The organism is Pedobacter steynii (assembly GCF_001721645.1).
GTDB lineage: Bacteria > Bacteroidota > Bacteroidia > Sphingobacteriales > Sphingobacteriaceae > Pedobacter > Pedobacter steynii_A.
This window is the reverse complement of record NZ_CP017141.1, coordinates 2,918,714-2,941,648: the sequence shown is the minus strand read 5'-3', so window position 1 is coordinate 2,941,648 and position 22,935 is coordinate 2,918,714. Positions and strand designations below refer to the sequence as shown.

The 22,935-nt window shown below is 41.0% G+C and carries 20 protein-coding genes; 8 read left to right on the top strand and 12 right to left on the bottom strand.

The window, feature by feature from the left end:
• Nucleotides 1-2 precede the first annotated feature (2 nt).
• Together BFS30_RS12235 and tilS are read right to left on the bottom strand one after the other, a co-directional pair.
• Nucleotides 3-485, bottom strand: coding sequence for a hypothetical protein (locus tag BFS30_RS12235; protein ID WP_069379561.1), 483 nt, complete (start codon nt 483-485; stop codon nt 3-5).
• Between the two features lie 57 nt (nt 486-542).
• On the bottom strand, nt 543-1,916 hold the full coding sequence (tilS, locus tag BFS30_RS12230; protein WP_069379560.1) for a tRNA lysidine(34) synthetase TilS: 1,374 nt from the start codon (nt 1,914-1,916) through the stop codon (nt 543-545).
• 161 nt (nt 1,917-2,077) lie between these two features.
• Between tilS and BFS30_RS12225 the strand changes: the two genes are divergently transcribed.
• Nucleotides 2,078-4,372, top strand: a complete 2,295-nt coding sequence (locus BFS30_RS12225; RefSeq protein ID WP_157262910.1) for an OstA-like protein — start codon at nt 2,078-2,080, stop codon at nt 4,370-4,372.
• Here the strand turns inward: BFS30_RS12225 and BFS30_RS12220 are convergent.
• Both BFS30_RS12220 and BFS30_RS12215 read right to left on the bottom strand, forming a co-directional pair.
• Nucleotides 4,347-4,925 carry a non-canonical purine NTP diphosphatase gene (locus BFS30_RS12220; RefSeq protein WP_069379559.1) on the bottom strand — a complete coding sequence of 193 codons (579 nt, stop codon included), beginning with the start codon at nt 4,923-4,925 and terminating at the stop codon, nt 4,347-4,349. The genes BFS30_RS12225 and BFS30_RS12220 overlap by 26 nt on opposite strands.
• On the bottom strand, nt 4,922-5,506 hold the full coding sequence (locus BFS30_RS12215) for a DNA polymerase III subunit psi (RefSeq protein WP_069379558.1): 585 nt from the start codon (nt 5,504-5,506) through the stop codon (nt 4,922-4,924). Before BFS30_RS12215 ends, BFS30_RS12220 begins: the two co-directional genes overlap by 4 nt.
• A 112-nt stretch (nt 5,507-5,618) precedes the next feature.
• Between BFS30_RS12215 and BFS30_RS12210 the strand changes: the two genes are divergently transcribed.
• The 3 genes from BFS30_RS12210 (at nt 5,619) to BFS30_RS12200 (ending at nt 8,604) form a co-directional block, all read left to right on the top strand.
• Nucleotides 5,619-6,209, top strand: coding sequence for a hypothetical protein (locus BFS30_RS12210; protein WP_069379557.1), 591 nt, complete (start codon nt 5,619-5,621; stop codon nt 6,207-6,209).
• Nucleotides 6,210-6,272: 63 nt separating this feature from the next.
• Nucleotides 6,273-7,637: a peptidylprolyl isomerase gene (locus BFS30_RS12205; RefSeq protein ID WP_069379556.1), complete on the top strand. Its 1,365-nt coding sequence runs from the start codon at nt 6,273-6,275 to the stop codon at nt 7,635-7,637.
• A gap of 4 nt (nt 7,638-7,641) precedes the next feature.
• Nucleotides 7,642-8,604 carry an AAA family ATPase gene (locus tag BFS30_RS12200; RefSeq protein ID WP_069379555.1) on the top strand — a complete coding sequence of 321 codons (963 nt, stop codon included), beginning with the start codon at nt 7,642-7,644 and terminating at the stop codon, nt 8,602-8,604.
• A 95-nt stretch (nt 8,605-8,699) separates the two neighbouring features.
• Here the strand turns inward: BFS30_RS12200 and BFS30_RS12195 are convergent, their stop codons facing one another.
• From BFS30_RS12195 to mutL, 7 genes are all read right to left on the bottom strand, one after another.
• Nucleotides 8,700-9,584, bottom strand: a complete 885-nt coding sequence (locus BFS30_RS12195; protein WP_069379554.1) for a glycerophosphodiester phosphodiesterase family protein — start codon at nt 9,582-9,584, stop codon at nt 8,700-8,702.
• 146 nt (nt 9,585-9,730) lie between these two features.
• Complete coding sequence (locus tag BFS30_RS12190) at nt 9,731-10,588, bottom strand: DUF4440 domain-containing protein (protein WP_069379553.1); 858 nt, start codon at nt 10,586-10,588, stop codon at nt 9,731-9,733.
• A gap of 80 nt (nt 10,589-10,668) precedes the next feature.
• Nucleotides 10,669-12,129, bottom strand: coding sequence for a cysteine--tRNA ligase (cysS, locus tag BFS30_RS12185; protein WP_069379552.1), 1,461 nt, complete (start codon nt 12,127-12,129; stop codon nt 10,669-10,671).
• An 18-nt stretch (nt 12,130-12,147) separates the two neighbouring features.
• Nucleotides 12,148-13,260: an endonuclease/exonuclease/phosphatase family protein gene (locus tag BFS30_RS12180; RefSeq protein WP_069379551.1), complete on the bottom strand. Its 1,113-nt coding sequence runs from the start codon at nt 13,258-13,260 to the stop codon at nt 12,148-12,150.
• Nucleotides 13,260-14,120 carry a rhomboid family intramembrane serine protease gene (locus tag BFS30_RS12175; protein WP_069379550.1) on the bottom strand — a complete coding sequence of 287 codons (861 nt, stop codon included), beginning with the start codon at nt 14,118-14,120 and terminating at the stop codon, nt 13,260-13,262. Before BFS30_RS12175 ends, BFS30_RS12180 begins: the two co-directional genes overlap by 1 nt.
• A complete protein-coding gene (locus tag BFS30_RS12170; protein WP_069379549.1) occupies nt 14,113-14,865 on the bottom strand; it encodes a rhomboid family intramembrane serine protease in 753 nt (250 codons plus the stop codon). The genes BFS30_RS12175 and BFS30_RS12170 overlap by 8 nt, the downstream gene beginning before the upstream one ends.
• Nucleotides 14,866-14,870: 5 nt before the next feature.
• The gene (gene mutL / locus BFS30_RS12165) at nt 14,871-16,730 is read right to left on the bottom strand and encodes a DNA mismatch repair endonuclease MutL (protein WP_069379548.1); all 1,860 of its coding nucleotides are present in this window, start codon (nt 16,728-16,730) and stop codon (nt 14,871-14,873) included.
• Nucleotides 16,731-16,952: 222 nt separating this feature from the next.
• On the opposite strand from mutL, the gene BFS30_RS12160 reads away from it, so the two are divergent.
• From BFS30_RS12160 to BFS30_RS12150, 3 genes are read left to right on the top strand one after another with little or no spacing between them, the layout of a single operon-like run.
• Entirely contained in the window at nt 16,953-18,587 is a 1,635-nt protein-coding gene (locus BFS30_RS12160; RefSeq protein WP_069379547.1) for an amidohydrolase, read from the top strand.
• The gene (locus BFS30_RS12155; protein ID WP_237028745.1) at nt 18,559-20,391 is read left to right on the top strand and encodes a serine hydrolase domain-containing protein; all 1,833 of its coding nucleotides are present in this window, start codon (nt 18,559-18,561) and stop codon (nt 20,389-20,391) included. The genes BFS30_RS12160 and BFS30_RS12155 overlap by 29 nt, the downstream gene beginning before the upstream one ends.
• A gap of 54 nt (nt 20,392-20,445) precedes the next feature.
• Complete coding sequence (locus BFS30_RS12150) at nt 20,446-21,018, top strand: DUF1579 domain-containing protein (protein WP_069379546.1); 573 nt, start codon at nt 20,446-20,448, stop codon at nt 21,016-21,018.
• Between the two features lie 78 nt (nt 21,019-21,096).
• Here the strand turns inward: BFS30_RS12150 and BFS30_RS12145 are convergent, their stop codons facing one another.
• Nucleotides 21,097-22,059: an isopenicillin N synthase family dioxygenase gene (locus BFS30_RS12145; protein ID WP_069379545.1), complete on the bottom strand. Its 963-nt coding sequence runs from the start codon at nt 22,057-22,059 to the stop codon at nt 21,097-21,099.
• A gap of 249 nt (nt 22,060-22,308) precedes the next feature.
• Between BFS30_RS12145 and msrA the strand changes: the two genes are divergently transcribed.
• Nucleotides 22,309-22,917, top strand: coding sequence for a peptide-methionine (S)-S-oxide reductase MsrA (gene msrA / locus BFS30_RS12140; protein ID WP_083252024.1), 609 nt, complete (start codon nt 22,309-22,311; stop codon nt 22,915-22,917).
• Nucleotides 22,918-22,935: the final 18 nt, after the last annotated feature.

The window sequence follows — 22,935 nt, the reverse complement described above, 5'->3', positions numbered from 1 at the left end:
ATTTACGATTTCATCTGGTCCTTGATAACAAGGTACATCTCATTAGGACGCTGGGTTCCGATAAAGTACTCAAAGCCATCCCGATCCGTCAGCACAACCGCATCTTTTCCTGAAGAATAGAAACGGACACTTCCTTTACGGTGCAGATTATATACCGGATTATTGAACAAATAATTACTATAGGTATCTTTTCGGACATTTTTTATGGTATTCAGGTCAATCTCTACCTTTCTGGCAGACCATAAACCGTCGATCAGAATTTTCTTATCATCGATGATCGTTTTATACTGAATCATGAAAAGCAAAATGATAGAAACCCCGATGATCCCAAAACCGACCACTAAAAAAAGATCCTGGGTATTGTCCCGATCGCGTTCATAGACATAAGCAGCAAAACAAAATGCAGCCATCACCAACCGAATACATATTCTGATGTAATCGCGGCCTATATATTGTTTCTCCAAAAATGCGTATCGGTTCCCCATCTATATAATTTTCAATAAAGTTACTTGTTTTTTCCTTTGCTTAGTAAAACATCCTGCTTAAGATTGTTTAGAAATTGTAATATGTAGATTTCTATAAGTCAATATTGTTACATTTTTCGTTGTAGGGCTAATCCTATAACGGTTATCCTGCCTGAATCCGATCACCCAGATAATTTCCCCATTTCCATTTACCAGGATAGGAATATCGTCTTTCTTCGTCACCGGAACCTTCTCATCGATAAAAAGATCGCTTAATTTTTTAAAATTGTTCATCCCCATCGGCTTAAAACGATCTCCAGCCTGTCTGCTTCTTAATATTAAGGGATAAATCAGTTTTTCTGCATCAAGGTAAGCCATATTATGATCTCTTTCAAACTCATATTCCTGCTCAAATACGGATTTAGCTATAGTAAACCAGGTCAGCTCAGCTTCAGGAAGCACAACATGCGGACTTTGTGCATGTAAAAGTAAATGCCGCTGTTCTTTTTCCTTCAATGCAATCAGAATCAGGTCTTCACGATCCAGCGTAAGCTGATGAGATGCACTAAAGAAAGAAAGACCACTTTGCTTATCCAGTGCCTGCAGCACTTCAGCGATGAGATGTTCCGTAAAACCATAAGGTTTGAGGAGTTCAAACAAGAGCAATTTCTGCGGCAACAAACGCTTAATTTCCGCTATAGAAATATGAATGGCATTTTGCTTACTGATGAGCAGGCCTGCCTTTAAATCTGCCACAACTTTTTGCAGAACCATTTCCGTATCTGCAAAGCGCTGAATATTATGTTGAAAAGTGACCTCCAGATTAGCATTAATTTCCTTCAGCTGAGGTAATACTTTTAACCTTATTTTATTCCGTGCATAATTCGTGCTCAGATTGGAACTATCCTCTACATAATCGACCTGCTCCTTTTCCACGATTTCGTTAATCTCTGCTCTGGAAAGAAACAGGAGTGGCCTGATCAGATTTCCTCTTTTGGGAAGAATACCATGTAACCCGGCAATTCCGGTACCCCTTGTCAGGTTCAGCAATACCGTTTCAATAGCATCATCCTGATGTTGAGCCAGGGCAATAAATGCATAATTATCCTGGTTTCGGATCTCTTCAAACCATCGGTATCTCAACTCCCTTGCCGCCATTTGTATGGATACCTTATGGATATGAGCATAATCTTTTGTCTGAAAATGCTTCACATAAAATGGAATATCGAGTGTTGCGGCCAGCATCTTTACAAAATGTTCATCACGAACAGATTCTTCCCCTCTTAAATTAAAGTTGCAGTGTGCAATACCAAAATTGTATCCGGAGAGTTTAAATAGATGAACCATCAAAACAGAATCTCTACCCCCACTAACGGCCAGAAGAATCTTATCATCCGCTGTGAAAAGGGCATTTTGATTGATGTAATCTTTAAAATTCTGAAGAGGTAACATCTTTCAAAAATATTTATTTTAAACGATAAAGGGCATACCTTAGAAAAAAACAATAATTTATACATCAGAAAATAATCCAGAAGATAGATAAACAGGAAACCTAAATGAGTTTATTGAAGCAATTCTAATGAAAATGGTAGACAAAAAACTAACTTTGTAACGTGCAAAAAATACGCTTTTTACTTACTTTACTCCTACTTCCGTTTTCTTTGCTTGCGCAACAGAAGACAAAGATCATATTACAAAGTTTCGACCGCATTACCGTAGAGCAAAAAACCAACACGTCCTATCTGAGGAATCCAGTCTTCAGGCAAGATAATGCTACACTTGCCTGCGATAGTGCTGTATTTTATGAAGCGAAGAATATATTTGATGCTTTCAATCATGTGCACATCAACCAGGCCGATACCATCAACATCTATTCCGACAGGCTCACCTACGATGGAAATACCAAAAATGCCCACCTGACGAGCAATGTGAAAATGATTGATAAGGAATCCATCCTGACGACCAACATTCTCGATTACAACCTGGGCAGTAAAGTGGGAACGTATGTAACCGGAGGTAAAATTGTCAATAAGGATGTAACACTGACTAGTAAAAACGGATATTATTTCTCGAATAGCCGGGATGCCTATTTCCGCTACAACGTCGTCGTGGTTACCCCTGAATCCACTATTAAATCAGATACCTTAAGATACAACACCCTCACCAACTGGACCTATTTCTACGGCCCCACCAATATCATGGGGAAGGACGACAACCTTTATACTGAAAACGGTGCTTATAATACCAAAACCCAGTACGCCTATTTTGGAAAGAAAAACCTATATACGCAAGGGTCCAAATCTTTAAAAGGCGATAGTCTGTATTACGATGGGATTGCCGGATATGGTAAGGCAGTAAGAAATATTGTGTTTAAAGACACGACCGATAAGACAGTCATGTATGGGCAGCTGGGATATTATTATAAGATAGATCAGCGGACCATCGTAACCAAGAATCCTTATATCGGACTCGGTACGTCAGATTCGGTGATGGTTGGCAAAAAGCTACGTCCGGACAGCCTCTGGATGGGGGCCGACACACTGGAAACACAAATGGTACTGCTAAAAACGCTGAAACTCATCAGCTCCCCCGTGCTAAAAAAGGACAATGAAATGGGTGAAGAAGATGTGGACGAAAAGAAGGTTGGAGATAAAAAAGGAATTACAGCAGGAACGACAGATCCAAAAGGCGCGAAAAAAGATAAAAACAGCAAGACTCCAAAAACCGGAAATCCTCCGGTTGCAGTTAGCGACAGTACAAAAATTAAAATTACCGGGCTAAAAGACAGTCTTAAAAAAGACAATATCCCTTTAAAGAAGGACAGTATTCCTATTCAGAAAAAGGAAGTCCCCATTAACAAAAAAATACTAAAACAGGCAGTCAGGGATAGTACAATTCTTACCGTATTACAAGCGGTTGAAGTGATTCAGCCTGCGATAACGAAAGACTCTGCCAAAATTGTAAAAGCAGATCCTAAGAAAGTCAGGACACCCGACACCAAAAAGGCTGCTGATGCTAAAAAAACAGCGGATCTCAAAAAGGGGGTGCTGGGGAAAACACCTGTCACAAAACCAGGCGCAAAACCTTCCGTTCAGGATTCCGTTCCTTTTAATCCTGCTGATACGATCAGAACAAGGGCGATTAAAGCCTATCACCATGTCCGTGTATTTAAATCGAACATGCAGGCAAGAGCTGATTCTCTGTTTTACACCAGTTCGGACTCTACATTGCGCTGGTATGGAAGCCCGGTATTATGGGCTGAAGGCTCACAACAAACCGGCGACACCATTTATCTGAGATTAAAAAACAAACAACTGAATACTTCTCAGGTACTCAATAGTGGCTTCATGGTAAACGTTAATGCAGATTCCGCGCGATTCAACCAGATCAAAGGGAAACTGATTACCGGATTTTTCATTGATGGTAAGCTGAACCGGATGTTTGTGGATGGAAACGCAGAAAGTATCTACTTCAACAAAGAAAAGGACAGCATATATACCGAGATGAACCAAACGGTGAGCGCCAGAATAAAAATCCTTTTTAAGGACAAAGAAATCAAGGACATCATTACCATCAAGGATACTGAGGGTGCCAGAACGCCGATAAAAGAGCTCAAGGAGGATGTATTCTTAACCGGGTTTACCTGGAAGCCAGAACTCAGGCCTTTATCCAAGCAGGAAGTAATCAGCGGAAAGCCAAAGCCCAAACCGGGAGCAAAAAACAAACCGCCCAAAGGGCCGAAAATCCCTGCAAAACCAAAGGATAAAGATGACCCTGCTGTGGTTCCCGAAAAAGGAAAAACAACACCTAAAATTCCATTAAAGAAAGCAGCATTGGGCAAAGACAGTCTTCCGTCCAAAACGGATACCATTAAAACACCGGCTATTGCTCCTTTAAAAAAGCAATAAGCTTACGCATAGCGATGGCCCGGTGACTGATTTCATTTTTCTGGGCCATATCCATCTGTGCAAAACTTTGCTCATACCCCTCGGGTACAAAAATCGGGTCATATCCAAAGCCCTGATTACCAATCGGACTTTCCCGGATATATCCGTTTATCACGCCTTCAAAAAGATAATTCTTTTGTCCCTGAATCAGAGAAATCACCGTTTTAAAACGGGCTTTGCGATTCTGCTGTCCTTCCATCTTCTGAAGCACCAGATTAAGGTTTACCTGATCATCTTTTACTCCGGAATACCTGGCAGAGTAGATTCCAGGCTCATTGTTTAATGCCTCAATCTCCAAACCACTATCGTCGGCAAAACAGTCCAGCTGGTAATTTTCTACAACATAGCTGCTTTTTAAGGTCGCATTCTCTTCAAATGTGTTTCCCGTTTCCGGAATATCTACCGTACACCCAATGTCTGTCAGATTCAGTATCGTATATTCGTTCAGCAATAACTTGCTGACTTCTTCTGTTTTATGCTTATTGTTGGTGGCAAATACCAGTTCAGTTTTCATAATCCTAATTGCTTAAGGCTGGCCCATAATACTTTCTTTCCATTTGGATCTTCCTCCAGTGATTTCAACTCAGAAGAGAAAATAAGTCTCACATTCTCCTCCATCACAATGCTGTTTTGTGGATATGCTTTCATCTGCAGCTGCTCCGGCGTAACTCCAAAGACAAAAATCAGCACGCTTGAAAAATGTTGCTGTAATTGTGCATAGCTTGTTCCGGTATAATTGGCATAATTCAGCAAGGCAAAATCATTCGCGCTGAGGTTTACTGACTTTACGATCTTGCGTAACAACTCTCTTCCTTTCTCATCACTTACTTCATGTTCCCGATCATTTACGAGAATAAGAATATTCCGGCTATTTTTCCCAAGAAACTTAAATGAGGGTACTTCTCTCGGTTCTTCCATGACCTTTGGCACCGGAATTTCCGTAGCTGTCGACCCCTGAACAGCTTCTATAACCGGCTGACTTTCAGAAAGCGTTACCTCTTCAGTTGAAAAAACATCCTCCCCGCCAATCAAATAAATATCATCTGTAAAAAATAAACGTAAAGCGTCTCCGTTAGTTGTAAGTTGGCTGCCCATTAATGCTGATTTTATTGGAAATCTTTTTTCTGTTAAAATTAGTTAAATATCTTATTATAGCGCCTTTATTTGTTACTTTTATGCCTTAAAATATATATAGTATATATCTCTCGTGAGAAAAACTTATTGCATTATTATCTTTAGTCTGACCTTTGGGGGCGCATTTGCACAGAATGTTGCCAGTATCAATGGGAAGCCTGTAGACAGTAAAGAATTTATGTGGGTCTATAAAAAAAACCACTCCGGGTCTGCAAATGCGACATTTAAAGAACTGGAAGAATATTTAGATCTTTACCTGAATTTCAAACTTAAAGTACTCGATGCCATAGAGATGGGCTTTGATAAGGATACAGCCTACCTCACTGAAATAAAGAATTATGAGACGGCCTTACGTACCCGAAAAAAGATCTCCGGTACAAAAGCAACGTATTCCATGATTATGAATGAATATAGGGATGCAGTACTCATGTTTAACATCTCGGAGCTAAAAGTCTGGGATAAAGCCCAGAACGATGAGAATCAACTCCGCGATTTTTACACAAGAAACAGGAATTTCTATAAAGAAGGATCTTTTGATGAAGTAAAAGGAAAAGTCATCACCGATTATCAGGAAGTTCTGGAAAAAGAATGGGTAAATGTGCTAAGAACCAAGTACCCTGTAAAAGTGTACAAAGAAGAATTGAAAAAACTGGCTAAATTATAAATTTACTGCCTGAAGATTATTAATATTAAATTTGCAAAAAGAATATAATTGAACGTACATAGAATGAAGAAATTTTTAGTGATTGCAGGCGGATTGATCTGTTTGTTTTTGAACGCACAAGCACAACCGGCAAAGAAAAATATAGACAAAGTGGTTGCAGTATTAGGGAATAATATCATTTTATTATCTGATCTGAACCAACAATATGCTCAATATATGAATTCAGGAAATCCAGCTGATGAAAAGGTTAAGTGCTATATTTTGCAACAAATGCTTGCACAGAAATTACTGAAACAACAGGCAGAGATTGACTCTATTACAGTTGATGAGGCACAGGTAGATGAAGAAGTTGACAAAAGGATGCGTATGCAGATTCAACGTGCCGGTGGACAGGAACGTCTGGAGCAATTTCTAAACCGTTCTGTACTTCAATACAAAGATGAGATCAGACCAGATTTAAAAGAGCAGCTGATCTCCAACAAAATGCAGGGGCATATCACTCAGGATGTGAGCGTAACCCCACTTGAGGTTAAAAAATATTTCGATTCTTACAAAAAGGATAGTCTTCCGGATATCCCCACTGAGTTTGAAGTTGGTGAGATCGTACTACATCCAAAACTGACTAAAGCAGAAAAACAGAAGTTTTATGATAAAATTGATGCCTTAAGACTTAGGGTAAAAAGTGGTGAAGACTTTGCTTTCCTTGCCAAATCTTATTCTGAAGATCCGGGATCTGCACCAGATGGTGGTGATTTAGGTTTCTTTGACCGTACCAGAATGGTAAAAGAGTTTACTGCATGGGCTTTTAAATTGAAGGCTGGTGAAATCTCACCTGTTTTCGAATCAGAACATGGTTTTCATATCCTGCAGGTTATTGAGCGTCGTGGAGAGCAGGTTCAGGCCCGCCATATCCTGATCCGTCCGCAAACTACACCGGCAAGTTTAGACCGCGTGAAACTTCAGGCAGACAGTATTTACACGAATATCAATTCCAAAAAAATCACATTCTCTACCGCAGCATCTTTATATTCAGATAACAAGGAATCTCAATATAATGGTGGAATGATCCTTTATGCAGATAACGTTACTGCAAGAACTACTTTTATTCCTGCAGACAAGCTGGATCCGAAAGTATTCCTTGTAGTGGATACTATGAAAGTTGGAGAGATCTCTAAACCGGTACTTTTTACAGGACAGGATGGAAAAGAAGGTTATAAAATCCTTTTCCTTAAATCCAAAATCCCACCACACAAAGGGAACCTGGAACAGGATTATGCTAAATTCAAAGAAAGAGCGCAGCAAGGTAAAATCGACCGGATCCTGAGTGAGTGGTTTGAAAAAAGAAGAGAGAATACTTATATCAGAATTGACGAGGATTACAACCAATGTGACGAGTTAAAAATCTGGACTAAAACGGCTAAAAAATAACTTTATGCAGTTTGATAACGATATAAATGCCGTAGACGCATTACATCAGTCGTACAAAGATATTAAGGCCGAAATCGGCAAGGTGGTCATTGGGCAGGACGAAGTAGTAAAATCCGTTTTAATATCTATTTTCAGTAATGGTCATTGTTTACTTGTTGGCGTTCCCGGACTGGCAAAGACCTTACTTGTTCAAACTGTAGCTAACGTATTGGACCTGAATTTTAACAGGATCCAGTTTACCCCGGATCTGATGCCCAGTGATATTATCGGTGCAGAAATCCTTGGGGAAGACAGAAATTTCAAGTTTATTCCGGGACCGATATTCTCAAATATCATTCTCGCTGACGAGATCAACAGAACACCGCCCAAAACACAGGCTGCATTGTTGGAAGCCATGCAGGAAAAAGCGGTAACAGCAGCAGGACAAAGGCATATTTTACCAAATCCCTTCTTTGTACTGGCCACGCAAAACCCAATCGAGCAGGAAGGTACTTACCCGCTTCCTGAAGCGCAGTTAGACCGCTTCATGTTCAATGTACATTTGGGTTACCCTTCCTTTGAGGAAGAGCTCACCATCGTTAAAAATACGACCGGTAATCAGGATATCCAGCTAAAAAAGATCATCAACGCACAACAGATTCAGTACTTTCAGAAACTGGTAAGAAATATCCCTATTGCAGACAATGTAGTAGAGTATGCGGTAAAGCTGGCCACTAAAACCCGTCCGCACACTCCTTCCGCTACAGAAGACATCAATAAATACATTAGCTGGGGTGCAGGCCCAAGAGCTTCTCAATTCCTCGTGATCGGCGCGAAATGCCATGCGGCCATATCAGGCAAATACTCTCCTGATATAGAAGATGTACAAGCTGTTGCAGAAGCCATACTACGCCACCGCATCGTAAGAAATTATCGTGCAGAAGCAGAAGGCTTATCCATCGAACAAATCATTAAGAGTTTATATTAATCAGAACAGGACTAAGACCCAGCTCAGATTAAAATCTAACATAAATAAAACAGGCCTTGAATAATTCAAGGCCTGTTTTATTTATGTTGCAAATACTATTGTTCTAAAAGCTCCGCTTTAAACAAATTTGGATAATCGGTAACCACCCCATCCACACCAAGGTCGATCAGGTATTTCATGAGTTTTGTTGAATTAATCGTCCAGGGTATAATCTTGATGCCTGCTGCATGACAACGGTCTACCAATCCCTTACCTACCAGCACAGAATATGGGCTATATACCGTCGGGTTGAAGCCTAATTCCTGAATATTATTTTCGAAATCTTCCTTCTCATCAATCAGCAAAGCGGTTTTGATCTTAGGATAATGCTCATGAAGGTACTGAAGCGTACGAATATCAAAAGATTGAATAGTGACCCTCTTTTCTATTTTCTTGCTTTTAACCACTTCCATGATCAGTTCTACAAATTCAGCCGCTTCCGGTTGAAACTCATTATCTCCTTTAGGAATCGTTTTGGTCTCTATACTATAATTCGGTTTTGCCAGCCTGTTTTCTTTTACATAGCTCTCTATGGAATCAATCGTTTCATCCAGCAATGGTTTATATGCTTTAAATTTTTGTTGCCCCGGGAACCTGTTATGCACTTTACTTCCAACATCATACTTTTTCACATCCGCATAATCCATCTTATAAATGTTGTGTTTTTTCTGGTCTTTTAAGCTGATTTCCTTTCCATCCGGCTTCAGACTGATCTCAGAGTTGAAATAAGGTTCCTGAGAAAGCACAACCTGCTTGTCCTTTGAAATCACTGCATTCATAACTAAGGTATTTACGCCCAAATCCAGCGCTTTTATCATTCCAGGTATGGTATTCTCCGGCATAATCCCTCTGGCCCCTCTCTGTCCCTGTAAATCGAATTTCTGAGCCTGACTTTGGAAGGCCATCATGATGGCAGCAACAAATAGTATATTTTTCTTCATTAATGTTTTTGTTTACCATTATTAACGTCAATAAGAATCAATCCTTATCTCTGTTTACGTGCGAATGGCCGGTTTAAAATTGTATCAAAAAAAAGGTTTCTTAAATCATTTTTTTAAGAAACCTTTTTCGTTAAGTTATTTTTTGATTAACGCTCAGCAGGAGCAAATGCCTGTACAATCAGGTTCCAGTTATGATCTGCCTGACGCTCATAAATAAAAACATAGTTAAAGCTTTCTCTCAGATCAGCTTTGTAATCTATAGTAGCCACACCATACGAATAAGCAAGATCACCGCCATCAGCTTTGTCTACTTTCGTAGTTTTTAAGCTCATATTTTTGACCATTCCATTAAAGAAAACCAAAGCTTTATCTTTTCCTATGATTGGCTCATATCCCGGGAATAACACTCTTGCGTCTGGATTTAAGAATCCTGCAAAAGCCGCAATTCCATAAGATTTCAGCATCGTATTCAGTGTTTTCTCTGTAGTTGCAATGATATCAACTCCAGCAGCTCTCTGCTTATCGCCGCCAAACTTAGGCTTATAAAAGTCCTTAGGCTCGATGAAAGAAGGCTCCACTTTATTTAAAGGTTTGTTATGGGTAACGCCCAAATCCAAAGCCAGTTCCCATCTGCCATCTTTTGCTTTCCATAGAGAAAGAAATTGACCATAGGTTTTAGTTTCTCCATCTGCCATGAAAGGCCCCGTAGTAAAACCCCAGTCGCCACTTCTTGCAACTTTAGCATACACCGGCTCCCAGCTCAGATTTTTATCTTCCCCCTGAGTTGCATAAAATGTTTTTGCATTTACAGGATTCGGCCTGAATACCAGAGCATCATTCGCAGAATATTTAATAAAAGCTGTTTTTGCACCATGTTTGGCCAGATCTTCCGCAAATTCTTTTTCTGCTTTAACCAATGATTTAGTGCTTCCATCCGATTTTTGCGCGTAAGCGCCAAAGGTCATAGAAACAGCTACTATTGTATATAAAAATTTATTCATCATAATTTTAAGTATAGTTTGGGTACGAATATAAGGGTTGTGTAGATCTTGATTTTTTAAAAGTAATTAACAATTAAACAATCTTAAGCTTTATTCCAGGTTGTGCCTTCTTTACTATCCTTCAACTGAATACCCATACTCTGGAGCCCCAGGCGGATTTTATCAGATGTAGCATAGTCCTTATTCTCTTTAGCTGTCTTTCTCAGTTCGATCACCATGTCTAATACTGAATTCAGTTCCAGGTTTGAACTCTCTTCATCCTTAAGGCCAAAAATATCAAACACAAAATCCTTCATCAGCTTTTTCAGGTTATCCAGTTCGATGGCAGAAATACTTCCTTTACCATCATACACCGTATTGATGATGCGTACTGCTTCGAACAGTTCTGCAATCACTACCGGACTATTGAAATCATCATTCATTGCTTTCACACAATTGTCCCTGATCGGGCCAATCTCAAAATCACTGTTTGCCGAAGGATTCAATTTATCCAGTAAGCTGATCGCATTCATCAACCTTCTGAAACCTTTTTCTGAGGCATCCAATGCTTCATTCGAGAAATCAAGAGTACTGCGGTAATGTGCCTGAAGCATAAAGAACTTAACCGTCATCGGGCTAAAGCCTTTTTCCAGCAATACATGTTCTCCCTTGAATAATTGCTCCGGAAGGAAGCCATTTCCTAAAGTTTTAGACATTCTTGTCCCATTTACAGTCAGCATATTGGTATGCATCCAGTATTTAGCTGGCTGTTTATGGTTACAAGCTTCTGACTGTGCAATTTCATTGGTATGGTGCGTTGCAGCAAGGTCCATTCCTCCTCCATGAATATCGAACTCTTCACCAAGATATTTTGCACTCATCGCAGAACATTCAATATGCCATCCCGGGAAACCTTCTCCCCATGGAGAAGCCCAGCGCATCAGTGTTTCTGGCTTTGCTTTAATCCAAAGTGCAAAATCCAGTCGCCCGCGCTTTTCATCCTGTCCACCCAGTTCCCTGGTATTGGCCAGCATATCTTCCAGGTTTCTGTTGGTCAGGATGGTATAATTATATTCCTGACTATATTTCTCTACGTCAAAATAAACCGTACCATTTGCCTCATAAGCATATCCATTGCTGATGATCTCTTTGATCATCTCAATCTGTTCAATAATATGACCTGTAGCAGTAGGTTCAATGCTTGGAGGCAAGGTATTAAACATCCTTAAGACATCGTGAAATCCAAGCGTATATTTCTGTACGATTTCCATAGGTTCCAGTTGCTCCAGTTTTGCTCTTTTTGCAAACTTGTCATCACCTTCATCACGATCTCCTTCCAGATGGCCAGCATCAGTAATGTTCCGCACATAACGCACTTTATATCCGCTATATTTTAAATACCTGAAGATCAGATCAAATGAAATGAAAGTACGACAATTCCCTAAATGAACGTCACTGTAAACAGTAGGCCCGCAAACGTACATACCTACATGAGGTGCGTTCAGGGGTTCAAAAATTTCTTTTTTACGCGTAAGGGTATTGTAGAGCTGTAGACCTGTATCCATTTTGCAAAGGTAAAAATTTTAGGGGTTTAATATCAAATCGCTGCGAACAGGAAAGTGGTCTGACAATTTAGCCGGGATCACCAGATGGTTCATCACCTTGATGTCTTTTGTAGTGGCAATATAATCGATCTGGAAATTAGGAAATTTACCGTTATAGGTCCTTCCCAATCCAGTACCTTGTTCCTGAAAAGTGTTGTTTAATGATTTTGTTAACTGGGTAACTGCATAAGATGCCGGCGTATCATTAAAGTCGCCTGCAATCAGGAATGAACTCTGGCATTTTGCCATATGCTCCTTCATAATATCGACCTGTTCGCTTCGCTTTAGAAAAGCATTCCTCAATAAGCTCAGAATACGTTTGGAAGGCTTAATTTCTGCATCCATCTTCTTTGCTACTTTATCAATATAGCTATAATCCTGTTTATCAAAAGAGATAGATTGCAAGTGCAGATTATATACCCTTAATTTCTTTTTATTCACTTCCACATCGATATAGATGGAGGCATTGCCACCAAAATTCGGCCCGAAAGCAATCGTTCCTTTATTTTTGATCGGGTATCTGGAAAAGATGGCCAGGCCCGTTGCTTCATAGTTATTCTCACTTGAGGGAACGAAATAAAAGTAATCCGTATTCAGGATTCGTTTCAGGCTATCCGTAATATCAAAAGATCCCTTTCTACGCGTAAAATATTCCTGAAAACAGATGACATCCGGATTTTCTTTTCCAATCAGCTCCAGCATCTGTTGTTTTACAGATTCTATATTTTCCAATCCATAAGGCTTAAAACTATGCACGTTATACGTCATCATGCGAAAAGCCTCAGGATTAGATTTAGGTCCTTTTCCCGCTTCTCCCGAAATGCCAACGGTAGCTGTGAGTGCCTGCCAGCCTACTAAAATTAAAATAATTGTAGACAGGGCAAAAACCCATCGCTTACGGATGCACCACCAGATCACCATAAACATATTCAGCAGCAAAATGAATGGATAGGCCAAACCAAAGAAAGCAATCAACTGATAGTTTCTGGGATCGAATCTACCTGCCATAAAGCCCAATAGCAGGGCCAGCGCCAGAACAACCGCGAGGAAACGAACCAGTTTATCGATAAATGTCGGTTTAGATTTCTTCATTAATGTTTACTTGCCTTAAATAAAGTCTCCTTTTCTTCTCTGCTTAATTTGTCGTATCCGGTTTTAGAAATCTTATCTAAGATGGCATCTATTTCCTGTTGATTGACCGCATTTGTTTTATTACCGGAAGACTTTGCCTGGTCGTTTCTGACCACTTTTAATTTAGGTTTTCTTTTAAACAGACTGCTCCAGTCTCTTCCATTTTGCAACAGTTTAATATAAGCAAATCCCATTACTGCACCACCAATATGCGTAAAACTTCCTCCGGCATTAGCAGAGGCAATTCCGATCAGGTCCAGCGCAATATAACCTATGGCCAGGTATTTTAACTTTACATCTCCAAGAAAAAGCAGTCGGATGCTATAATCAGGAACCAATGTAGCCGTAGCCACAATGACTGACATGACCGCAGCAGAAGAGCCGATCACGGTAGCCTCCGGCAGACTACCGGAAAAAACCGGAAAAATATTGTAAGCGAGGGTATACATTAAAGCCCCTGCAACACCTCCTGCAAGGTATACGAAATGAAACTGTCTTGGTTTCAGGAAATCCAGAAAAATTTTCCCCATCCAGAACAGCCAAAGCATATTGAAGAGCAGGTGTAATAATCCATCGTGGAAGAACTGGTAAGTGATTACCGTGTAGAACCTCGTCGGTAATTTAGCAATGGATGCCGGATAACCTGCGTATTCTCTGATGAGGAGGGAAAAGTCGACCGTTCCTGTTCCTGACAAGAAAAAAGGAATACCCAAGAGTGCAACGACCACAAACAGCAGCACATTGATTCCGATATAAAAAAACAAAGGGTTTCCTGACTGAAATACCTTATACTTCAGGTCTTCAAAAAGATTCTTATTCATAATACTTATAAAATCTGTTGTTATCCTTGTCTTTCCATAATTTAACCAGTATAAAACCTAACAGTGCACCGCCAAGGTGGGCGTAATGGGCTATAGAATCCCCCGGAACACGGGCAACTCCTAAAGAAAGCTCCACCAGAATATACACCGGGATAATATACTTCGCCTTCACCGGAATAGGAATGAACATGATGTACATTTCCGTATTGGGATACAGCATTCCAAAAGCAACCAGTAATCCGAAGATCGCGCCGGAAGCACCTACCATAGGGAAGCCATAGATTCCGATCAGGGTCTGTTTTCCCATATCTGATATTCCGGGTATCGCTATTGCATCCATATTAGCTCCCATAGTTGCTCCAAGATCTACCGTTACAGGATTGTTAATAGCCGATCCTGTAATTTGATAAACTTCATAAGCTTGTACCCCCATTTGGAGTGCCACTGCACCCAGGCCTGTAATCAGGTAAAAGTTAATAAAACGTTTCGCACCCCACCTGCTTTCCAGAACACCTCCAAACATAAATAAGGCAAACATGTTAAAGAAGATATGTCCGAGATCACCGTGCATAAACATATAGGTAATCAGCTGCCATACCCTGAAGTAGGGTGAATCAAAATAATAAACACCCAACATGCGACCTAAGTCCATTCCGGATGTACCCAAAAAATATTTAGCAGCAAAAAAAAGCACATTAATAATGAGCAGGTTTTTAACTACCGGTGGAATATGAATGTTATTCATCTTGTCTATTTATCAAATTTCTTATCCAATTCTGTCAGACCAATGGTTTGAATCACCGGCTTGCCACTAATGCTAAAGTTAGGTGTTTGGCAGGCAAATAATTGCTCTATCAGCATATTCATTTCCTGTTGTCCAAGTGCAGTTCCACTCTTAATGGCACTGTTTCTGGCCATACTTTTGGCCAGCGCATCTCTCCTATCCAGTTTCAGTTCCTGCTGCGAGTTTTTAAAACCCTCAATCAGGTGTTCAAACAGCTGCGTTTCATTTACATTGTTACTCCCTAAATCTACCGGAATCCCCTCAATGATTAACGTGTTTTTACCAAACTCTCTTACTTCAAAGCCTAAACTTTTTATATCTTCCAGTAAGCTTTTTGCCAGCTCATAATCGTTCGGGCTTAAGGTCACCGTTTGCGGGAAGAGACTTTGTTGAGAGGCCCCTTTCCGATCTTCCAGGTTTTTACTAAAGCGTTCATAAAGAATACGCTCGTGTGCGGCCTGCTGATCAATCAGCATCAATCCTGATTTAATCTGAGAGATAATATAACGGTTATGCAATTGCATCAGTTGTTTCTGTACCGGCTCCAGTGAGTCATCAGGTAATGATGTCCCCGGCAAGTCAATTGCAGTCTGTTCCGCCTGACTGTGGTTGGCAATTTCGTACAAAGAACCCCAGTTTTTTGTACTTGGAGAGATACTGCTTCCTGCTCCCCCGCTTCTGGAAAACACAGTAGGCTCCTTACTTGGCTGCGACTCTTTGAAAGGATTGAAATCCGGATTAAAACTAATGCTCGGCGGCACAATCTCTTCAGGAGCTTTATGGGTAATCATTCCGCTAAACCCGGTTTCCTGATCAAAATCTATAGTCGGGCTGATATTAAACCTTCCGATTGATCTTTTAACCGCTGAATGAAGAATGGCGTAGATAGACTTCTCATCCAGGTACTTAATTTCCGTTTTTGTAGGATGTACATTCACATCGATTTTCGCAGGGTCGATGTCAATGAACAAAACATACAACGGAAAGTTATCGTCGGGCAGCAAATCTTCATAAGCTTTATTTACTGCATGATTCAGGTAAGTATCTCTGATATAACGGTTGTTCACGAAGAAGAATTGCTCTCCCCTCGTTTTCTTGGCAAACTCAGGTTTTCCAATAAATCCTTTCAGATTGATGATACTTGTTTCTTCCTCTACAGGAATCAATCGCTGGTTATAATTATTTCCAAATAAATGGACAATTCGTTGTTTCAGAACGGAAGAAGGCAAACGGAAGATTTCCACGCCATCATGGTGCAGACTAAAAGCAATTGCAGGGTTCGCTAGTGAAACCCTTTGAAATTCCTCCAGTACATGACGCATTTCTGCGGGATTACTTTTCAGAAAATTTCTTCTTGCCGGAGTATTATAAAAAAGATTTTTGATGCTGATACTTGTTCCTTCAGCAGTGGCCACGGGTTCCTGATTGATAAAAACAGAACCTTCGATCTCAACCATAGTACCCAGCTCATCCTCATGTCTGCGGGTTTTCATTTCTATCTGGGAAATGGCAGCAATGGAAGCCATCGCCTCCCCTCTGAATCCCATTGTACGAATGGCAAACAGGTCTTCCGCTTTTCGGACTTTAGAGGTAGCATGACGTTCAAAGCACATACGCGCATCTGTAACACTCATCCCACAGCCATTATCGATGACCTGGATCAATGCCTTGCCACCGTCTTTTAGAATTAACTGTATCTTGTTTGCACCTGCATCTATCGCATTCTCCAAAAGCTCTTTCACGGCTGATGCCGGGCGTTGCACCACCTCTCCGGCCGCGATCTGGTTGGCAACACTATCCGGTAAAAGTTGTATTATATCTGACATTTATTTCTCGCTGGTAAAGGTGGCTAATTTAAGGAAAATAAGCCTCAATCCTTGTTTTTCATTTGTATATAATTTGTCTTTTTCATGGAAATATATTGTTTCTTGATAGAATCAGACAGAATTTTCACACTATCTTTAACTCATGAAACCAACATGATCTCATAGATCATCCAATGAAATTAAGATCATGATCGCTTCTTATCAGCTAAAAAACAGACACTCATGAAAAACCTCTTAGCAAGCCTGGCAATTGGCAGCTTACTTTTCTGTAGCTGCAACGCCCAAAACGCCGATTTAATTGTATATAATGGCAAGGTTTACACCGTAAACGATAAATTTGACACTGCAGAAGCCTTTGCAGTCAAAGACGGCAAGATCATCGGAGTAGGGAGCAGCGCTGAAATCAAAAAACAATTCAGCGCAACAGAAGAAGTGGATGCTGCCGGAAAAACGGTATACCCGGGATTTATTGATGCCCACGCCCATTTCTTTGGCTACGGGGAGAGCCTTCAAACTGCCGATCTAAGAGGAACAAATAGCTGGAAGGAAGTCACCAGCCGTTTAACTGAATTTGCAAAAACTCATCCGGAAGGATGGCTGACCGGCAGAGGCTGGGATCAGAACGACTGGAGTGACAAACAATTCCCAGACAAAGAACAACTGGACCTGCTCTTCCCTGACCGTCCTGTTTTGCTTACCAGAATCGACGGCCATGCCGCAATAGCCAACCAAAAAGCCCTAACCACCGCGGGTATCACCAAAAGTTATGCACTTACGGGTGGAGAAATTGTAGAAAATAATGGGAAACTGACCGGCTTGCTGATCGACAATGCAGTAGACCTTGTAAACAGCAAAATCCCACCATCAACAGCCTCACAGGCAGAAAAAATACTATTGGATGCACAGGAAAAATGTTTTGCCGCCGGACTTACCACCATTGACGACTGCGGTGTAGATGCCAGTCTGATCAGCTTAATAGAAAAGCTCCACACATCAAAAAGCTTAAAAATGCGTTTATACTTGATGTTGTCAGATAGCGAACCCAATTATACTTACTTATTCAGTCGTGGGGCCATTAAGACCGAACGGCTAAATGTGCGTGCTTTTAAAGTATATGCTGACGGTGCTTTAGGCTCCAGAGGGGCGTGCTTACTACACCCTTACCATGATATGCCTGATAAGACAGGTTTTATGCTCAGCAATCCTAAACATTTCGAAGAGGTTGCAGAAAAGATTGCCAAACACAATTTCCAGATGTGCACCCATGCCATTGGTGATTCTGCCAACCGAAGCATACTGAAAATTTACAATAAAGTACTTGGCGGGAAAAATGATAAACGCTGGCGGATAGAGCATGCACAGGTCGTCGCTCCCGAAGATTTCGGGCTATTTGGCAATGCAAACGTTGTCCCTTCCGTTCAACCTACCCATGCTACCTCAGATATGTACTGGGCTGGCGACCGCCTGGGTAAGGAACGCCTAAAAGGTGCATATGCCTACAAACAATTGATGCAGCAAAATGGTTGGTTACCTTTAGGCACCGATTTTCCGGTAGAAGACATTAACCCGATTTTTACTTTTTATGCCGCGACGATGAGAAAAGATGCGAAGAACTTTCCAACAGGAGGTTTCCAAATGGAAAACGCACTGAGCAGAGAAGAAGCGCTCAGGGGAATGACCATATGGGCCGCTAAAGCAAACTTTGAAGAAAAAGAAAAAGGAAGTCTGGAAAAGGGAAAATTCGCCGATTTCATCATTCTCGACCAGGATCTGATGAATAGTGATCCCTCAAAAATATTAAACACACAAGTATTAAAAACCTATGTTAATGGAGAAAAAGTATATGAGAAAAAATAACTTTGCCGGAATCATCACCATCAGTTTCATTGCCCTGTTCACCTTCAACGCCTGCGCACAGGATCACCAGCAAAACCAACAACGGCTCTCTCTTCTCCATACCATCAGCAGCAATACGGTCCTGCTGAATAATCAGGACAACACCATTCCCCTGGTTGACCTCGACAAAAAGAACATTGCCTCGGTAAGTCTTGGCTTTGCCTTTCACAGCACATTTGACAGCCTGCTCAACAAGTACACAAAAGTAAGCAGCTTCTCTTCCGATCAGTACCTGAGCTCAACTACATTAAACGACCTGGAAGACGACCTTAAATATTTTAACCTCGTGATCATTTCCCTACCTGTTTCAGCCGTAAATGACCCCAGAAATATGGGCTTCATCAACAGCCTGGCAAAAAGCAAAAAAATGATCATCTCCCTTTTCGGCGAAACCGGAAGTCTGCTCGCCTTTGATGGACTTAACGCTCCCCTGATCTGGTCCAACCAGAACAACGACGAAGCGGCCATCACCGTTCCTCAAATGATCTTTGGAGGAATCGGCACCAGCAAAAAACTAAGCGCCAATTATTCTCCCAAGTACCTTAGCGGATCAGGTTCCGTAACCAGTCCTACCCGCTTAAAATATACCCTGCCGGAAGATGCAGCTGTCAATTCCGACAACCTGAAGGAAATCGATAACATTGCCAATGAAGCCATCCGCGCCCAGGCAGCTCCCGGGATCGTCGTCTTAGTAGCCAAAGACGGGAAAGTAATCTTCAACAAAGCTTATGGCAACCACACTTACAACAATGGTCTTACGGAAAAAGTAACAGATATTTTCGACCTGGCCTCTTTAACAAAAACTACCGCCACCACACCTACAGTGATGCGTCTGTATGAAGAACATAAGCTAAACCTGGATACCAATATCGGTGCTTACATCCCTAAAGCAAGACTATCCCCAATGAACAACATTAAAGTTCGCGAGGTGATGTTACACCAGGCAGGTTTTATTCCCTACATTCCCTTCCATAATTTCATAAAAACCGGAGATTATAGCAGAGATTCCAGTGCCGCTTACCCTACCAAGGTAGCTGACTTCTACTATATCAAAAAGGGATTTTTTAAAGACTTCATGTGGCCAAAGATGCTGAACTCCCCGATTCAAACCCGCGGGAAATACGTATACAGTGACATCAGCATGTATGTGATGAAAGAAATCTCCGAGCGCCTGAGCGGCATCCCGCTGGATGCTTATGTATGGGAAAACTTTTATAAACCACTTGGGATGCAAACCGCAGGATTCCTGCCACGTAACCGGTTTACGAAAGATCAGATCGTACCTACAGAGCAGGATACTTATTTCAGAAAGACCTTACTGGAAGGTTATGTCCATGATCAGGGCGCTGCATTGGCAGGAGGTGTTTCCGGACATGCCGGCTTATTTGCCAGCGCAAATGATGTGGCCATCATTTATCAGATGCTACTCAACAAAGGTACTTATGGAGGCACACGCTACTTCCAGTCGCAGACCGTAGATATGTTTACGCAAAAGCAATCTGACATCAGCCGGAGAGGCTTAGGCTTTGACCGCTGGGATCCGGATGCCAGCAAGAAATATCCTTCTGAACTGGCTTCTCCACAAACTTATGGACATACCGGATATACCGGGACATGCGTGTGGGTAGACCCTGCAAAAGGACTCGTTTACGTCTTCTTATCAAACAGGGTAACCCCTTCAGTATCAGAGAAATTAGGCAACATGAAGATCCGTCCAAGAATTCAGGACGCCATTTACAGGGCCATAGAAAAGGGTAGCAATTAATGATTTATTTTTTCGTAAATTAGATAGGACCATACAAAACCAAAAACTAATGAAATGAAAAAGTTAACATTAACTGTTATGGCATTGCTGATGCTTGTCATAACCAGCCGGGTTCAGGCGCAAGATGAGGCCATGATGAAAGCATGGCAAGCTTATATGACCCCTGGCGATGTGCACAAAATGATGGCTAAGGATGATGGGAAATGGGATGCGGAAGTAACGATGTGGATGGTACCGGGGGCTCCACCGGAAAAAAGTAAAGCGAGCTCAGAAAATTCAATGATTATGGGCGGCCGCTACCAAAAGTGTTTATTTAAAGGAACCATGATGGGAATGCCTTTTGAAGGAATGAGTATTATGGGCTATGACAATTCAAAAAAAGCTTTTGTCAGCAGCTGGATAGACAACATGGGCACAGGCATCATGCACATGGAAGGCACCTGGGATGACGCTACAAAATCAATCAACTTTAAGGGCACATGTGTAGACCCTATGACAGGGAAAGACACCAACATTCGTCAGGTCATGAAATTCATGGATGACAACAGCCAGCTGCTGGAAATGTATTGCACCATGGATGGCAAAGAAATGAAAAACATGGAGATCAGGTATTCAAGAAAAAAATAAACTTCAATTCTACCTGTGAACTTCAATAAAAAGGGCCTTAACTTTCGTTAAGGCCCTTTTTATTGAATCAGAAATCATTTATTTCTTTAAACCGATTTCTCTCAGACGTTCGTCAAGATATTCTCCGGCAGTCATATCTTCATACACCTTAGGATGCGCCTCATCAATTGTAGATTCCAGACTGGTTAAATCCATATCAGAACGTGGATGTAAAAAGAAAGGAACAGAGAAACGGGAGGTTTTCATCAATTCACGGGGCGGATTTACTACCCGGTGTGTAGTAGAACGCAGTTTATTGTTTGTTAAACGCTGCAACATATCTCCAACATTTACTACAATATCGGTATGACCTGCTTTAATTGGCAACCATTCGTTACTGCGGGTAAGAACTTCTAATCCATCTGCACTTGCACCAATCAGCAAAGTGATCAGGTTAATGTCTTCGTGAGCGCCTGCACGCACCGCATCATCAGGTAAAGCATCCGGATTTTCTATCGGGAAGTAATGAATCCCTCTTAAAATAGAGTTACCGTTATGTACATGTTTATCAAAATAATCAATTGGCAATGACAGATACGTTGCAATGGCACGTAAAAGATGTTTACCATTATTTTCTAAAGCCTTATAGATTTCGCGGGTGACTTCATTAAACTCAGGCAGTTCTTCCAACACCTCATTGTCAGGATATTCTGCTTTGATCGGGTCACCATCTGTCACTTCCTGACCAATCTGCCAGAATTCTTTAAGGTCTGCTGTTTTAGCACCTTTAGCGGTTTCTTTCCCAGGACTGGTGTATCCACGTTGTCCGGCAAGCTCCACCTTTTCGTATTTCTTTTTCTGCTCAGGACTTAATCCAAAAACAGCCTGAATATTTCTATATAGCTTATCAATTAATTCCTGACTTACACCATGATTAGTGATGGTTACGAAACCAGAATCATTGAAGGCCCTGCCCAATTCGTCAGAGAACTTTTTACGCTGCGCTTCATCTCCATCAATGTATGAGCTCAGGTCTAAACTTGGAATATAAGGTGTTGACATATTGATTTATTTATAGGTATTAAGAGTATAAATTTAGGAAAGAATTGTTAATAAACGTTAAATATACGCACCAAACTTGCATAAGACACTGTAAATAACTATTTTAAGTTATACACATTTTTCGGAATAAAAAATCAAATTATCAGTTAAATGTAATTTAGGTTGCGAAGGGTATGATAGAAAAACTATAAAGCCTACTCTTACGTAATTATATCTTGAAAAATGTTTTTTCAACTTGTATTTATAATTATGAAGTATATATCAATCATGGTCTTAGTGCTCTTATCAACTTTATCAGCAGACCCAGCCAATGCACAGGCAAAAAAATTACAGAAAGCCACCTTTGGCATGGGATGTTTCTGGTGTTCGGAAGCACTCTTCCAGCGACTTAACGGGGTAAGCAGTGTCAGATCTGGTTATGAGGGTGGAGATGTAGCCAATCCTTCTTATGAAGATGTATGTACCGGAACAACCGGACATGCGGAGGTCATTGAAATCACTTATGATCCGCTTAAGATAGAATATGATGAGCTTTTGGAGGTTTTCTGGAAAAGCCATGATCCAACCACCTTAAACCGTCAGGGTGCAGATGTAGGCACCCAATACCGCTCTGTTGTATTTTACCATAATGAAGAACAGAAACAGATTGCAGATAAATATAAAAAAGAGCTGAATGATACCAAAGCTTTTGGCAAGCCGGTGGTCACGGCCATCAATAAGGCTTCAACATTTTATCTGGCAGACAGCTACCACCAGGATTATTTCAACAAAAATGGAAACCAGCCTTATTGCAGAATGGTGATTCTTCCCAAGCTGGAAAAGCTGGAGAAAGTCTTTAAAGCAAAGCTGAAGCATTAAAAAACAGCGATTAGATAA